The following is a 16410-nucleotide window of genomic DNA, read 5'->3' as shown; positions in this document are numbered from 1 at the left end:
CAAGGGTTTGTGGCTGAAATGTTAAAGGTTAGCCATATCGTTGTAAGGTTAGAAATCATCAACAAAATAATTTTTTATGGAGGATAGAGTTTACCAGTCATTTGAGGATTTAATGATATGGAAAGAATCGATGCGGTTTAGTGTAGAGATTTATCAGTTATTCAAGGATAGCAGGGATTTTGGATTTATAGATCAGATTCAGCGTGCTTCGGTCTCTGTACCCTCAAATATTGCCGAGGGATTTGAGCGACAGACGGATAAAGAATTTGTTCAGTTTTTATTTATTGCAAAAGGGTCAAACGGAGAATTAAGAACTCAACTGTATCTAGCCATCGAATTAAAATACATTGATAAAAAGATTGGAATAGAAATGATTGAAAGAGCAAGGAAAATATCAAGTATGATTCAAAATTTAATTAAAGTGAGAAGAGAAAAGGGCTAAGAACTGCCGCAGACTAATCCGTTAACCTTTCACCTGTTGTCCTTTTAACCCAATTTTTTTATGCTACGAAATTATCTAAAAATCGCATTCAGAAACTTGTTGAAACACAAGGCTTTCAGTTTTATCAACATTGCAGGCGTGGCTATTGGGCTGGCTTGTTTTTTGTTGTTGGCCCTTTATGTTAAGGATGAATTGAGTTATGACCGCTACAATGCAAACGCGGATCGGATATATCGGTTGTCGAGAGACTTTTTGTCAAAAGATGGAACAACTTCGTTGCGTTTGGGACATGCCGCTCCGCCGTTCGGGCCGCTAATCAAACAGGATTTCCCCGAGGTGGAACAAGTGGTTCGTTTGCTTCAAAAGGGCGCTTTGGTTAAATACGGGGAAAGCGTTTTCAATGAAGAAAATATGTTTGCTGCAGAGCAGAATTTGTTCAAGGTTTTCAGTTTTGACCTGTTAAGCGGTAATCCTGACAAGGCGCTTGAAAATCCGTTCTCGATCATGTTTTCCAAACCAATGGCAGAGAAATATTTTGGAAAAGAAAACCCAATTGGAAAGACAGTACGTCTTGACAATCAGCTCGATTATACCGTAACCGGCGTTTTTGAGCCACTTCCATCACAGTCACATTTTCATCCAAGTTTCCTGGTTTCATTTTCAACATTGAATGATCCGAGAGTTTATGGAGCCGAAGGATTGCGTACCAATTGGGGGAATAATTCATTCTCAACGTTCTTGCTTTTACCTAAAAACTACGACCCGCAAAAACTTGTTAAAGCATTTCCTGCTTTTCAGAATCGACATGTAGATCCGAAAGCTTCCACATGGTCTGTTCTTAATCTGATGAAATTGACAGATATTCATTTGCATTCACATCTGGATTCAGAAATTGAGGCAAATGGGGATATTCAATATGTGTATCTGTTTTCGGCAATCGCTATTTTTATCCTGATCATTGCCTGTATCAACTACATGAATCTTGCGACTGCAAAATCTGCTACGCGTGCGAAAGAAGTTGGGATGAGGAAAGTGATTGGCGCTGTTCGCTCCCAATTGATCAATCAATTTTTGAGTGAATCTATCCTGCTGGTTCTGGTTTCGGTTCTTTTGGCAATTTTAATAGTCGTGCTATGTTTGCCGGCACTAAACAATTTTACTCAAAAACAACTTTCATTCAACGCATTACTTGATCCGGTTTTCATAGCCATTTTGGTTTCAATTACTCTTTTTACCGGCGTCATTGCAGGAAGTTATCCGGCATTTTTTATGACATCTTTCCAGCCGATTAGTGTACTGAAAGGCAAGATTGCTTCCGCATTGAAGAACGGAAAGTTGCGGCAATCGCTTGTAGTGGCACAATTTGCGATCGCAGTCGTGCTCATTATCAGTACCGCAGTGGTTTATAATCAAATGCGTTATATCAAAAATTATAAATTAGGTTATTCTAAAGATCAGGTTGTAATTCTGAGCGTGCCTGATGATTCCGCTACCAATTTTGAAAGTATCAGACAACGGTTTAAAGAGAATAGCAATATCAAAGATGTAGGCCGTTCATCCAGAATTCCATCGGGGCGTTTACTGGATTCATGGGAAGCTTATGTGATGAAAGGTGACACAATGGCTCCTACCGATATTAACATAAAGTCACTTGCTGTTGACGAAGATTTTATTCCTGCCTATCAAATTGAAATGGCTGCCGGAAGAAATTTTTCAAGAGAATTTTCGACTGATAAAACTTCGGGATTCGTACTGAATGAAACTGCTGTTAAACAATTGGGCTGGAAAAATCCCGCTGATGCAATTGGAAACAGGTTCGGATATGGAGAAATTCGTGGACAAATTATCGGTGTTACCAAAGATTATCACTTCGAATCATTACACCAAAAAGTGGCGCCAATTGCAATGTTCAATCAGCCGGGAAGATTAGGAAGGGTTTCGATTCATATTTCTGGTGGTAATATCAAACAGGCGGTTGCTCACATCGAATCTGTCTGGAACAGCCAGTTTCCACAAACACCATTTCAATATGAATTTCTCGACCAGCGTTTCGGGAAACTTTATGCAAGAGAAGAAACCCAGCAAATGCTCTTCGGAATTTTCGCAGGAATCGCTATCTTCATTTCATGTCTGGGATTGCTGGGACTATCGATGTTTATGGCAGAATTACGCACAAAGGAAATTGGTGTAAGAAAAGTATTGGGGGCGTCAGTCGGCAGTATCGTCACGCTACTTTCGCAGGATTTCCTGAAACTGGTATTAATAGCAATCGTCATCGCATCACCAATCGCCTGGTACGGAATGCACAACTGGTTACAGGATTTCGCCTATCACACAGAAATTAACTGGTGGGTTTTCGCCCTTGCCGGAGTCATATCAATAGGAATTGCGCTATTTACGGTTAGTTTTCAAAGTATTAAGGCAGCGCTGATGAATCCGGTGAAATCTTTACGGAGCGAATAGCGATTGGCTGTTAGCTGTTAGCTTTCGCTTCGTTTGTGTCCTCGTAAACGAATTATCGCCTTCGTTTGTGTCTTCACAAACGAACTTTCCGGGGTCGCAAAAAGCTGTTTGTGAGGACACAAACAGCGGCGGAACCGCCAGAGCAAAGTGCGTTAACCTTTTGACCGTTAACCTTTAACCCGTTTTCTCCTTTCATGTTAAAAAACTACGCAAAAATCGCCTTCCGCAGTCTTTGGAAATATAAGACTAACTCGCTTGTGAGTATCACCGGCCTTGCCATTGGCATTGGCTGTTTTTTGTTGCTGGCGACGTACATTTTGCACGAATTGCGGTACGATCGTTTTCAGGAAAAAGGTGACAGGATTGTCAGGGTTAATCTGTTTTATCAATCTGGCGATGGCGAGCCGGTCTATATTGCCATTACGCCAACCGCTGTTTCACCAGTCTTTTCTCGTGAATTTGCAGAAGTTGAAAAGGGTATAAGATTATATGCGATGGGTGGTTCCGCTGCCGTTCCGATTCAGTATGAAGACGAACTTTTTAACGAGAAAAAAGTCCTTTTTGCTGATTCCAGCTTTTTTGACATTTTCTCATTTCCATTTGTTGAGGGAGACCGTAAAACTGCCTTATCACAACCCAATTCCGTTGTTATAGATGAAACGACTGCCCGGAAATATTTCGGCAACGAAAGCGCGATTGGTAAGTCCGTGAAAATGGCAGAAAAATATACATTACAGGTAACCGGTGTAGTTGCAGACGTTCCATCGTATTCCCAGATCAAATTCAACTGGCTGGCTAGTTACAGCACTTTGCCACGATCCAAAACCGAAGCTTTTGATTCAGCAAATGACTACACTTATCTATTGTTGAAGCCAAACGCAAAGGTCAAAACCCTACAAGCAAAGGTTGACGGATTCGTAACCAAAAATCTGAACAATCCGCAGGATCCAACTTCCAAAGTCAAACTTGAACTGGAAGCATTTAACAAAATACATCTCTATTCCAAAGCATCCAATGGAATGGAAGCATCCGGCAATTACAAATACATTTATATTCTTTCGGGTGTTGCGATGCTCATTTTGATCATTGCCTGCATCAACTTTATCAATCTGGTAACTGCCCGTTCGGCCGTTCGCGCAAGGGAGGTTGGTGTTCGCAAAGTGATGGGTGCGATGCGGTTTCAGGTGTTCAGACAGTATTTATTTGAATGCGGAATTATCACCGTTTTAGCGGTATTTCTCGGATTGATCATTGCATCATTGAGTTTTTCCGGGCTAAGTAATCTGACAGGAACAATTCTAAATCTGGGCGTTTGGCCTTCATATTCAGTTGGTTTGCTGCTACTGGTACTCGGTATTATCGTTACACTTTTATCCGGTGCTTATCCTGCCGCCGTTCTTTCGGGATTTGAGCCGATTAAAGTTTTGAAAGGGAGTTCATTGTCGAACGGTGGCAGCGGACTACGTAGTTTTCTGGTCGTTTTCCAATTCTCCATTTCTCTTCTCTTCATTATCGGTACGCTCATCGCCAGGCAGCAACTGAACTATATCCAGAACAAAAACCTGGGCCTTAATCCTTCGCAAATCATCGTTCTGGATCTTAGTACCGGAATTTCTGCTAATAAACTGGCATCCATGAAAAACGAATTGCTGAACAATTCTGTCGTAGAATCAGTAACTGCTTCATACGATTCGCCAATTGACGTGCAGGGCGGTTACAGCATTACTGCCAAAGACAAACCGGCCGGATTTAACATGAATATCACCGCAATTCCGGTTGAAAAAGATTTTGTTCCAACATTGGGAATGAAACTTGTTGCAGGCGAAAACTTCAATGAAACGGATATTTTGCAAGCGACGGTCGATTCAGCTGAATTAAGAAAATTTGCGTTTATTTTGAATGAATCAGCCGTGAAGGCACTAGGCTGGTCACCGGCTAATGCCATTGGAAAAGAGGTAAATATGAATGGCAGAACGGGCGAAGTAAAAGCAGTAGCCAAAGACTTCCATTTCCGGTCTCTTCATGAAAAGATCGGGCCAATTGCGATGATTCCCGAATACAATTATTTTGGAAAAGTGATGGTAAAAACCACTGCCGGCAATGCAGACAAAGCGATCGATGCCTTAAAAAGCAATTGGAAAACAAACTTTCCAATGCGCCCGTTCGAATACCATTTCCTGGATCAGGAGTTTGACCAAATGTACAAAGCCGAAAGCCGCGTTTCTTCTATTTTGACGATATTTTCGACGATTACTATTCTGATATCTTGTCTTGGCTTGTTTGCACTGATCGCATTCATTTCACAACAAAGAACCAAAGAAATCGGAATCCGTAAAGTATTGGGTGCAACTGCAACAAGCATCGTTGTTTTGTTATCCAAAGAATTTGTAAAACTAACCCTGATCGCGATCGTAATTGCCTCGCCGATAGCCTGGTACTTTATGAATCAATGGTTACAGGATTTCGCATACCGGATCGAAATAAGCTGGTGGATTTTCGCAGTTGCAGGTTTAATAGCCCATTCAATCGCGTTGCTAACGGTTAGTTTTCAAAGTGTGAAAGCGGCGTTGATGAATCCGGTGAAATCGCTTCGAAGCGAATAATTTTTTGGTTAAAGGTTAAGGGTTAAAAGGTTAACGGGCTTGTTCTCGGGAAATCCACTTATAGCAAAATTTAGAATAAATGACGAAAAGGAAGAATGGCGTGACTAGTTTTCCGCCTTCGTGTGTGTCCTCACAAACGAATTACGTGATGAAGAAAGAGGCTGTTTGTGAGGACACAAACAGCGGCATAAGATGTTTTGTTTGTTTCCCGTTAACCTTTTAACCATTAACCTTTTAACCCTTTTCAATAAAACTCAATAGACCAAAAAAACTCCAAAACTCCAAAAATTCAATCAAAGCCAAAAAACCATGCTCCTAAACCACATCAAAATCGCCGTCCAGAATTTTCGTCGTCAGACATTTTTTTCATTGGTCAATGTGATAGGGCTGGCTGTGGGGTTGGCGGCTTCCTGGCTGATTGGTATTTATGTCTATTACGAAAATAGTTACGACAGATTCTTACCATTAGCTGACAGGATTTGTGCCGTTGCATTTGATATAAAATCGGGTGATCAGGAAGTGGTTACAACCAATACACCACCACCGGTTGCGTCTCGTTTGATGGCTGATTATCCTGAAATAGAACTGGCAGCCCGGACATTCAATCTAGGAACAGTCGTTGTCCGTCGAGATAGGCAAGGTAAAGATCCAATCCAGTTTAACGAGAAAGACGCCATGGCGGCAGATACTTCGTTCCTCGAACTATTTGACTTTCCTATGACGTCTGGAAATGTCTCTTCTGCTCTTGATAACCCTGAAAAAATGGTTCTGACGGAAAAAATGGCAGAAAAATATTTTGGAAATGAATCACCAATCGGGCAGTCGCTTTCTGTGAATGATCACCTCTTTACGATTTCCGGTGTTGTCAAAAATCTGCCAGCCACGAGTTCCGTCCAGTTTAATTTTTTGATGCCGATGGCGCATTATCGGGTTGTTGAAAATTTTGCATGGAGCTGGATTTGGCTGCAAACGGATACTTGGGTTCGTCTTCGGGAAAAACAATCGCCGGAAATTATTGCCAGTCTGGAATCCAAATTTCCTAAGATGATCAAAACTTACGCGCCAGCTGCTTATGCCCGTATAGGACAGGATCTGGAAAAGCAATTGGCGAATGGCGATCGGCTGGATGTGAAATTACTGCCGCTGGAAACAATACACCTTCAATCGGGAAATCTCAATTCCAGGCTGACAACGCTTGGCGATAAAAGTCAGGTGAATATGTTTGCCATTGTTGGCGGACTTATTCTGTTTTTGGCGTGCGTTAATTTTATGAATTTGTCCACTGCTCGTTCAGTAAAACGTAGCCGGGAAGTTGGGATTCGTCGTGCAATGGGTTCACAACGAAGTATTCTCATCAGCCAGTTCCTTACTGAATCGATGATATTCAGCTTTACAGCGATGATCGTTGCCGGTGTTTTGGCGATATTTATTTTGCCCTTTTTTAATAAGCTGACCGCGTTGGATTTATCTGTTTCAGATCTTTTCTCGAAAGATACAATCGCTTTCGTTATTATCTTACCCATATTTACCGGCTTTCTGGGAGGACTTTATCCAGCCTTTTACCTGTCCAGATTTAAGACAGTTGATATTTCCAAAATGGCAAATACGCCTGCCTCGGGTGGTCACGCCGGAATTCGAAGCGGACTGGTTGTATTCCAGTTTGCCGTTTCCATCGCACTCATGCTTGGTTCGTTTATCATATACCAGCAATTAAATTTCGCACAAAATCATTCGCCGGGTTTAAACCGCGAAAATGTGCTGATTATTGACAATGCCCGGCATTTGGGAGAAGCGTCCGCAAAGGAAGTTTTCAGGCAAAAACTCCTGCAGTTCCCCGAAGTCGTCAGTGCAACTTACAGTACATTTTTGCCCTCGCAGGGAAGTTTCGGTGATTTTTACGAACCGGAACAAGGCAATCAAAGCCGTGCAACTGTTAAAAGTTTACCGCTAGGTTCATTCCTGACAGACGCCAGTTTTGTACCAACATTAGGAATCAAAATCATTGCAGGACGCGGTTTTACGTCTGATTCCAAAGCAGATTCTACGAGTATTATTATCAATGAATCCGCCGTGAAAGCAATTGGCTGGGAAAATCCTATTGGCAAATGGCTTCGTTATCCAGGCAATAGAAATCAACGCTTTCAGGTCATTGGGGTTATGCAGGACTTTCATGAATCGTCGATCAGAGTTATTATTGAACCCACTGCCATTTTCCATGAATCATCCAAAACATACCAGACATGGGGATCTGCACTTGCTGTGAGACTGAGGCCGGGAACGGAAAAGGCGGTGATTGCAAAAGTTTCTGCACTTTGGAAAAAAGCGGTTCCTAATGTACCGTTTGAAAACGATTTCCTGGATGCCTCTTTTACGAGATTATACAAAACAGAAACAAAAACCGTCTCGGTTCTTGGCACGTTTACCGGACTTGCGTTATTTGTCGGTTGTCTCGGATTATTCGCTCTGGCCGCATTCACAGCCGAACAGCGCACAAAAGAAATCGGCATCAGAAAAGTACTCGGAGCTTCGGTAGCAGTCCTGGTAACCATTCTATCAAAAGATTTTCTAAAACTTGTACTTATCGCCATTGTAATTGCCACACCAGTAGCCTGGTACCTGATGCAGAAATGGCTGCAAAATTTCAAATACCAGGTACAAATCGAATGGTGGGTTTTTGCTATAACCGCAGCAATCGCCATTTTTATCGCCTTGCTTACCGTGAGTTATCAAAGTGTGAAAGCAGCGCTGATGAATCCGGTGAAATCATTAAAAACGGAATGAAGGTTGCCCGAAGAGGGAGGAAGGGAGAATGGGCGAAGGAGGAAGCCTCCGGTTGACTGACTTCATCCCTTTTCTTCATCCTCCTTTCTCCCGCCCGGCGGCCCGGTCCATCATCCCAAAATATTTATTATGTTAAAAAATTATCTAAAAATCGCCTTTCGCAGCCTGTGGAACAGAAAGTTTTACAGTGCTTTGAACATCAGTGGTCTGGCAATTGGGCTGGCTGTGTGTATGATGATTGTTTTTTATGTGAAACATGAATTCACTTATGACGATTATCATGAAAAAGCCGACCGGATTGTGAGGATTACGACAAGATTTGAGACACCTGACAAGCCGATGACTATCGCAAGCAGCCCTGTTTTACTAGCCTCGTATCTTAACAAGGATTATCCTGAAATTGAAAAGACAACCCGATTTGAGATCACAGATGCGACGGTAAAAAGTGCAGGAACACTTCAAAGAGAAAGTGATGTTTATTTCGCAGAACAATCTGTTTTTGATGTATTTTCTTTTACTTTTCTGAATGGTACTGCCTCCGGGGCACTCAGCAAACCGAATTCGGCTGTTGTTACAAAATCATTTTCAGAAAAATATTTTGGCAAAAAGGATGCATTAGGCGAAACGATTTCAATCAATAAAATCCTCTACGAAATAACGGGTGTAATTGCCGATCTTCCGTCGAATTCCGACATGAAAATTAACGTATTATTGTCAAGGGAATTTGTCGATACCAAGGAATGGCTGACTGATGATTTTCCTGTGTACACCTTTGCTCTTTTCAAAAACAAGCCAAATTTGAGCACATTTGATAAGAAATTGCAAATTCTTAGTCAGCGGTATATTCAACCTGAATTAAAAGCCCAGGGTGCGAACGAGTACAAAGTCATTTTTGAAACAGAAGCTTTAAAAGACGTTCATTACAGTGCCGGTAAAATGGGTGATTCGCCAAAGGGAAACAAACAATATGGATATTTGTTTTCATTTTTGGCGTTGTTTGTACTGGTCATTGCAGTGCTTAATTACATCAACTTGCTAACTGCAAGTGCTACGGAACGTTCCAAAGAAGTTTGTATCAGAAAAGCAAATGGAGCTAAAAGAAGGCAGCTGATATGGCAGTTTTTATTTGAATCTTTCATCATTAGTTTTTTATCAATATTGTTAAGCGCGGTGATTGTCAAAATAGCAACTCCTGCTCTAAACAATTTACTCCAGATCAGAATTCCGATTAATTGGACTGGAATTTTATTGGTTTCTGGTCTGGGTTTGTTGGTAATAACCATGTTAGGCGGACTGTATCCATCATTCGTATTGTCCTCTTTTAAACCAATCCAAGCCTTGAAAGGGACATTTTCGCCAAACGGTCAGTCGGTTTGGCTGAGAAAAGGAATTACGCTTTTCCAATTTTCGCTCGCTTTTGCCATGATATTTGGGGTTCTGGTAATCAGACAACAAATGACATTTTTACAAAATCATAATCCAGGTTTTGATAGAGAGCAGATTTTGTCAGTTTCAGTTCCGGACGATTCGGTTGCACGTTCGAAGATAAATGGATTGGCAGCAATACTCCGTCAGGAAAGTAAAATTGAGGATGTTACAGTTGGGCTGGTTAGTTTCAAAGCCGATGCAGCATTTCCGACGGGAACTACCATTTTTAAGGTGAATGGAAAGAAAAAGGAAGTGATGTGCAGCTATTTTTTAATCGACGAAAACTTCATTCCGACCTTAAACATCAGGTTATTACAAGGCCGTAACTTGTCTGCCGATAATATTTCTGATAAAAATGGTGGATTTATTGTCAATGAAGCTTTTGTGAAAATGTCAGGTTGGGCGAACCCTATCGGACAGGAAGTTGATGGATTTATGCATAAAGGTAAAGTTATTGGTGTGGCCAGGAACTTCAATTACAAGTCGCTGCATAACAAGGTAGAACCCCTGTTAATGGTTTACAACAATTTCCCTCCGGCCGGGATAATGATCAAAACAAAGCCTGAAAATCTATCAATAATTGAAAGTGCCTGGAAAGCACATTACCCGGATTATCCATTTGATTACAGTTTTCTGGACAATGCATTTGAAGCACAATACCGCAAAGACCACGTGATGATGGTTCTATTTAATGGTTTCGCGTTCCTCACAGTTCTAGTTTCGTGTTTGGGATTACTAAGTCTGATTACATTTTCAACCAGATTACGGACAAAAGAAATCGGGATTCGGAAAGTTCTGGGGTCATCAGTTTCAGGAATTGTTGCATTGTTGTCTAAGGATTACCTGTTGCTAGTCGTTCTTGCCTTCGTGATAGCTAGTCCGGCTGGGTATTATGCCATGAATAAATGGCTGCAAACTTTCGCATACAGGATCGATATCAGCTGGCTTGATTTTGCTATTGCAGGTTTTGTGACTGTTGCGACTGCATTGTTCACAATCAGTTTTCAAAGTATAAAAGCAGCTTTGATGAACCCGGTTAAATCGCTAAGAAGCGAATAAAAGGGTTAACGGTTAAAAGGTTAACGAGCCATTCGGATTTATGAAAAAGAGGGGATGGCCATTGGTTAGAAGTTGTACAAGTACTATCATCATCAACAAACAGTATATCATGGAAGAGAAAAGTTATCAGTCATTTGAGGACTTATTGATTTGGAAAGAGGCGATGCGGTTTAGTGTGGAGATTTATCAGTTATTCAAAGAAAGTAAGGATTATGGATTCAAAGATCAGATTCAGCGAGCATCGGTGTCTTTTCCGTCAAATATCGCCGAAGGTTTCGAGCGGCAGACGGACAAGGAGTTTGTTCAATATTTATTTATAGCTAAAGGATCAAATGGTGAGTTACGCACTCAACTTTATTTGGCGATCGAACTAAAATATATCGAAAGAAAAGCAGGAATAGAAATGATCGAAAAAGCAAGGAAAATTTCGAGTATGATTGGGAATCTGATCAAAGTAAGGAGGGCGAAGAATGGGGTTAATGCCGGGCGGCCGGTGCCGTTAAAAGGTGAAAGGTTAACGGGTAGTCCCAAACCACGGAACTAACCGAATCTATAACTATCACCACTACTCTTTCGAATCTTTAAACCGACGCTGTCCCTTAACCCTTTAACCGTTAACCTTTTAACCCTTTATGCTACGCAATTACGCAAAAATCGCCCGCCGGAACCTTTGGAGAAACAAGACTTTCTCGGCGATTAACATTTTTGGACTGGCAATTGGTATCGCTGCCTGTTTCTTCATTTTTCAGTATGTTTATTTCGAATCGAGTTACGACCGGTTTAATAAAAATGCTGGCAACATTTACCGAATTCCTATTTCTTATTCGGGAAGTATGGCCAATGTTCCGACTACTGCTGCGAATCATCCGGCTGTTGGTCCGGCCATGAAGGCTGACTTTCCGGAAGTGCTCGACTACGTTCGAGTCGTGAGTGTTTCGCTCTTTATGAACGCTTCGACGATGTCTTATGAAGCTTTGAATGCAGAACCAAAGACGTTCAACGAGAGTAAGATATTTCTTGCTGATGCCTCATTTTTCAATGTGTTTTCATATCCTCTCGTTTTTGGCGACAGAAAGACATGTCTGACGGAAGCCAATACGATTGCCATTTCAGCGTCCGAAGCGAAAAAATATTTTGGCACAAAAAATCCGGTTGGACAGGTTCTTAAAATGAACGGGCGTATGCCGATGAAAGTGACTGCTGTATTTCAGGACGTTCCGGAAAATTCGCATATCAAATTCGACATGCTCATTTCTTTCGAAACGGTTGGGCCAAACTGGGGTAAGGATGTCTGGACCTGGCCGGAGTTTTACAACTACGTCGTGCTCGCGCCTGGAACGGATGTTAAGAAACTCGAAGCAAAATTTCCTGCTTTTATTCAGAAATATCTGGGTGCAAAAATGAAAGAGTTGAGCTTTGGGAACACATTTGAATTACAACCTATTACTGACATTCACCTTAATTCTAATCTTCTGAAAGAAGCAGAAGCAAACGGAAGTGAAAAGGAAATTTACTTTCTGGCCATCATCGGCGCGTTTATTCTGTTCATCGCCTGGATTAATTACATCAATTTATCAACCGCCAAATCCATGGAACGCGCCAAGGAAGTTGGTCTTAGGAAAGTCGTTGGTGCTGAAAAACAACAACTGGTAGTTCAGTTTTTGCTTGAATCTTTTATCGTCAACGTGCTTGCATTGTTGCTGGCACTGATCATTATCGTTTCATTCATTCCTTTCTTCAATGACTTCATTGGCAAGAATATAAGTGCCGGATTTTTCTCCACCGGTTTGGGAAGTTTGCCTGTGTTTTGGATGAGTGTCCTTGGTATTTTTGTTTTCGGGGCCTTGCTGGTTGGCGCCTATCCGGCATTTGTCCTGTCGTCATTTATGCCCGCCGCCGTTCTCAAAGGTTTGATGATCAAATCAAACAAAGGCATTTCGCTAAGACGCGTTTTGGTTTCTTTCCAATTTGTACTTTCGATCATTCTCATTTCCGCAACGCTCATCGTTTTCAGGCAGTTCAACTACATGCGAAATGGGAATTTGGGATACAAAAAGGACCAGGTACTCATTGTAAAATCGCCAGCTATTGTGGATTCTACGATCGGTGGTAAATACAATTTCTTCAAATCTGAATTGAAGCAGACTCCATCTGTGAGCGGTGCTACAACAACGTCTGACATTCCGGGAAGTATGATTCGCTACCGCAATAGCGTGAGGCGGGCCAATCAGGATCAGTCGCACAATTTCACGAGTTATCTGATGGAGATTGACGAGAATTTTATTCCTGCTTATAAAATTGAGCTTATTGCCGGGAAGAACTTTACTGCCACCGATTCTTCGAGCCTTAACCTGAAAAGCAATAACAAGATCATTGTTAATGAGGAAGTTATTGAATCGCTGGGTTACAAATCAGCCGACGAAGCGATCAATCAGGACGTGCTGTTCCGGCTTGGTCAGGAAGATTTACCCTGTAAAATCATCGGCGTCATGAAGAATTTTCATCAGCGTTCCCTGAAAGAAAAATTCGATCCAATCCTTTGCTATTACCCGTCATACAGCGACTGGAAGTATATTTCGGTGAATATTAATGTTTCAAATGCGTCAAAAAGTATAACTGATATAGGAGAATCCTACAAGAAAGCGTTTCCGGGAAATCCTTTCGAATATTTCTTCCTTGACGAATATTTTAATCAGCAATATCAGGCAGATAACCGTCTTGGAAACGTTTTCGGACTTTTTGCAATACTGGCAATTTTGGTCGCATCAATGGGACTTCTCGGGTTATCCAGCTTCGTAATCAAGTTAAGAACAAAAGAAATCGGTGTCCGAAAAGTACTTGGCGCATCCGTCGGCGGCCTTTTGGTTTTGGTTTCAAAAGATTTTATAAAGCTGGTTGGTTTCGCTGCCATTATTGCAATTCCGATCATATACTTTTCAGCAAAAGACTGGCTTAACAGCTACGCGTTTCACATCAGCTTAGGGTGGGCCATTTTCATCGTTCCGCCTGTGATTTTACTAACAATAACATTGATTACTATTTGCCTGCAAAGCTTAAAAACGGCGCTAATGAACCCGGTGAAGAGCTTGCGAAGTGAGTGAAGGAAGATTAGGTTAAAAGGTCAAAAGGTTAACAGCTATGACGGGTTACCTCAATAGCACCGATTGACTTGTAGTTCTGACCCGTTGATCATTTAACCGTTTAACCTTTCCCCGTTTAACCTTTTAACCCTTTATATTTTTCATCATGCTAAAAAACTATCTAAAAATCGCGCTAAGGAACCTGGTAAAGAACAAAACCTATTCCTTTATTAACATTACCGGCTTAGCCATGGGAATGTCAGTTTCGGTATTGATCCTGATGTTTGTCATGCATGAGTTTAGTTATGACAAATTCCATGAAAATCATAAACGGATTTATCGGATTTTAGGTAAGATGAAATTTGGCGACCAGGACATGCAGTTCAACGCGTTTAACGCGAAGCTTGGGCCCGCTTTAAAACGGTACAATCCACAGGTCAAAGATTTTGTGAGAGTAAAAACTGCTTTTGAAAAAGTAGTGATGAAAAATCCTGACAAACCAGAACAGATATTTTACGAGCAAAATTTCATGTTCGCCGATCCTTCGTTTTTCAATATTTTCACCTTCAAGGTAAAAGAAGGAGATCCGAAAACGATGTTGGAAAAGCCGTTTGCGATGGTGATTTCGGAGCGGATGTCTAAAAAATATTTTGGCGACGCCGATCCAATTGGAAAGGTATTGATGTTAGATGGCAAACACCTGATGCAAATAACCGGCGTTGCTGAAAATCCGCCTTCGAATTCTACTTTCAATTATGATTTTATAGTTTCGGCAATCACTTTCCCTCAGTTAAGTGCCGAAAACAAAAATATCTGGGAAGGCGCAGGTGCATTCAATACGTACCTTTTGCTTGATTCTGAGAGATCGGTAGCGAATGTTGAAAAAAATATAAAAAGAGAGGGTGGGCGCGGTGAAGGATTTGATACACAGGCCAGTTACAAACTGGAAAGTTTTGCGACGATACATCTAGGTAATAATTTTTCCAGTTCTGGTAATACTGGCTTGATTTACATTTTTGCTGTTGTCGCGATTGTAATCCTTTTTCTTGCGCTATTCAACTATATGAGCCTTACTACTGCGCGAGCAACTTTGCGTGCAAAAGAAGTTGGTGTTCGAAAGGTAGTCGGTGCAGGAAGAAGCGGATTGGTAAAACAGTTTTACGTCGAATCGGTCCTATTGTGTTCGGTCGCCTTTGCATTGTCATTTGTGCTGGTTCAAGTGCTTCGACAGCCATTCTACGATCTGCTGAATCTTCGGATTGATTCTTCATTTTTATTTTCACCATCATTTGTTGGTCTGGTTGCGGGGTTGCTTCTTTTGAGCGCATTCATAGCAGGAAGTTATCCGGCACTTGTATTGTCGGGGTTTGCGCCGCTGGAAGTTTTGAAGGGGAAATTAACAGGCGGACAAAGCAGTGCCGGAGTACGGAAGTTTTTCATGGTTTTGCAATTTACCGTTTCTATTGCGCTCATTGTGTGTAGCTTGGTTGTGAAGGATCAGCTTCAATATATGCAAAACAAGAACCTGGGGCTTTACAAAGAACAGGTTTTAAGTATTCCGTTGACATCATCCGTGGCCAATAATTATTTTCCGCTTCGTAATGAAATACGGGATCAGGTTGGTGTGAGTAACGTTTCGATAACCAATGCCGGGTTTTTCAAGGGATACAATATGTTTTTTATTAAAAATTTTACTACTAAAAAAGATGTTGCACTTGCTGGCTTTTCTGTGGATAATAATTTTATTAAGACACTTGGATTAAACTGGCAAACCAAACCGAATGAAAATTCCTGGCGCAATAGAAATCATGTTTTATTGAATCAGGCAGCGATTAAAGAGCTGGGTATGACTGGAAATCCTGTTGGACAAAAAGTGCTTGATAGCGAGGTGGCTGGAATTTTGAAAGACTTCCATTTTTCATCTTTACAGAGTGAAATTAAGGGAGTTGGTCTTTTTGTAGTTGGCGATACAACCAATATTTTGAAATCCTCGTCAAACGCAATCCTATATGTGAGGCTTGATCCGAGAACGGACATTAAAGAAAAGGTTGCTGCGATCGGCCAGATTTTTAAGAAATATGACCAGGAAAAGCCCTTTGAATATTATTTTCTGGACGATGCTTTCAATGAAACTTTCAAGACTGAAATCAGAATGTCAAAAATGTTTTCGGTATTTACTGCATTTGCCATTTTCATTGCCTGCATGGGTTTGTTCGGACTGGTTACGTTCACGGCCGAAACCAGAACACGGGAAATCGGAATTCGTAAAGTTCTGGGTGCTTCAATAGCGGGCATCGTTGGATTGCTTTCCAGGGATTTTATCAAATTGGTTTTGGTATCAATCGTGCTGGCTATTCCGGTTGCCTATTATTTCATGGACAAATGGTTGCAGGATTTTCCATACAGAATTGAGATTCCGATTTGGATTTATGCTATATCAGCGCTGCTTGCTGTTGGCATTGCTTTGGTAACGATTAGCTTTCAGAGCGTTAGGGCTGCGTTGATGGATCCGGTAAAGAGTTTGAAGAATGAGTGAGAGAAAAGGCCGGGCCGC

8 protein-coding genes are annotated in these 16410 nt (G+C 41.4%); all 8 read left to right on the top strand.

Annotated features, from left to right (window positions below; genetic code table 11):
- The first annotated feature begins 76 nt into the window (after positions 1-76).
- The 8 genes from KZC02_RS10265 (at position 77) to KZC02_RS10230 (ending at position 16392) form a co-directional block, all read left to right on the top strand.
- Positions 77-442: a four helix bundle protein gene (locus KZC02_RS10265; protein ID WP_221394023.1), complete on the top strand. Its 366-nt coding sequence runs from the start codon at positions 77-79 to the stop codon at positions 440-442.
- A gap of 60 nt (positions 443-502) precedes the next feature.
- The gene (locus KZC02_RS10260) at positions 503-2905 is read left to right on the top strand and encodes an ABC transporter permease (RefSeq protein WP_221394022.1); all 2403 of its coding nucleotides are present in this window, start codon (positions 503-505) and stop codon (positions 2903-2905) included.
- A gap of 194 nt (positions 2906-3099) precedes the next feature.
- A complete protein-coding gene (locus KZC02_RS10255; RefSeq protein WP_221394021.1) occupies positions 3100-5508 on the top strand; it encodes an ABC transporter permease in 2409 nt (802 codons plus the stop codon).
- Positions 5509-5817: 309 nt separating this feature from the next.
- Complete coding sequence (locus tag KZC02_RS10250) at positions 5818-8289, top strand: ABC transporter permease (RefSeq protein ID WP_221394020.1); 2472 nt, start codon at positions 5818-5820, stop codon at positions 8287-8289.
- 129 nt (positions 8290-8418) lie between these two features.
- Positions 8419-10776 (top strand): ABC transporter permease, encoded by a 2358-nt coding sequence (locus KZC02_RS10245; RefSeq protein ID WP_221394019.1) that lies wholly within the window; start codon positions 8419-8421, stop codon positions 10774-10776.
- A 109-nt stretch (positions 10777-10885) separates the two neighbouring features.
- On the top strand, positions 10886-11320 hold the full coding sequence (locus KZC02_RS10240; protein ID WP_221394018.1) for a four helix bundle protein: 435 nt from the start codon (positions 10886-10888) through the stop codon (positions 11318-11320).
- Positions 11321-11408: 88 nt separating this feature from the next.
- On the top strand, positions 11409-13877 hold the full coding sequence (locus KZC02_RS10235) for an ABC transporter permease (protein WP_221394017.1): 2469 nt from the start codon (positions 11409-11411) through the stop codon (positions 13875-13877).
- A gap of 145 nt (positions 13878-14022) precedes the next feature.
- Positions 14023-16392 (top strand): ABC transporter permease, encoded by a 2370-nt coding sequence (locus KZC02_RS10230; protein WP_221394016.1) that lies wholly within the window; start codon positions 14023-14025, stop codon positions 16390-16392.
- Positions 16393-16410 lie beyond the last annotated feature (18 nt).

This window comes from Dyadobacter sp. NIV53, from assembly GCF_019711195.1.
Classification (GTDB): Bacteria; Bacteroidota; Bacteroidia; order Cytophagales; family Spirosomataceae; genus Dyadobacter.
This window is presented reverse-complemented; position numbering and strand designations above follow the sequence as displayed.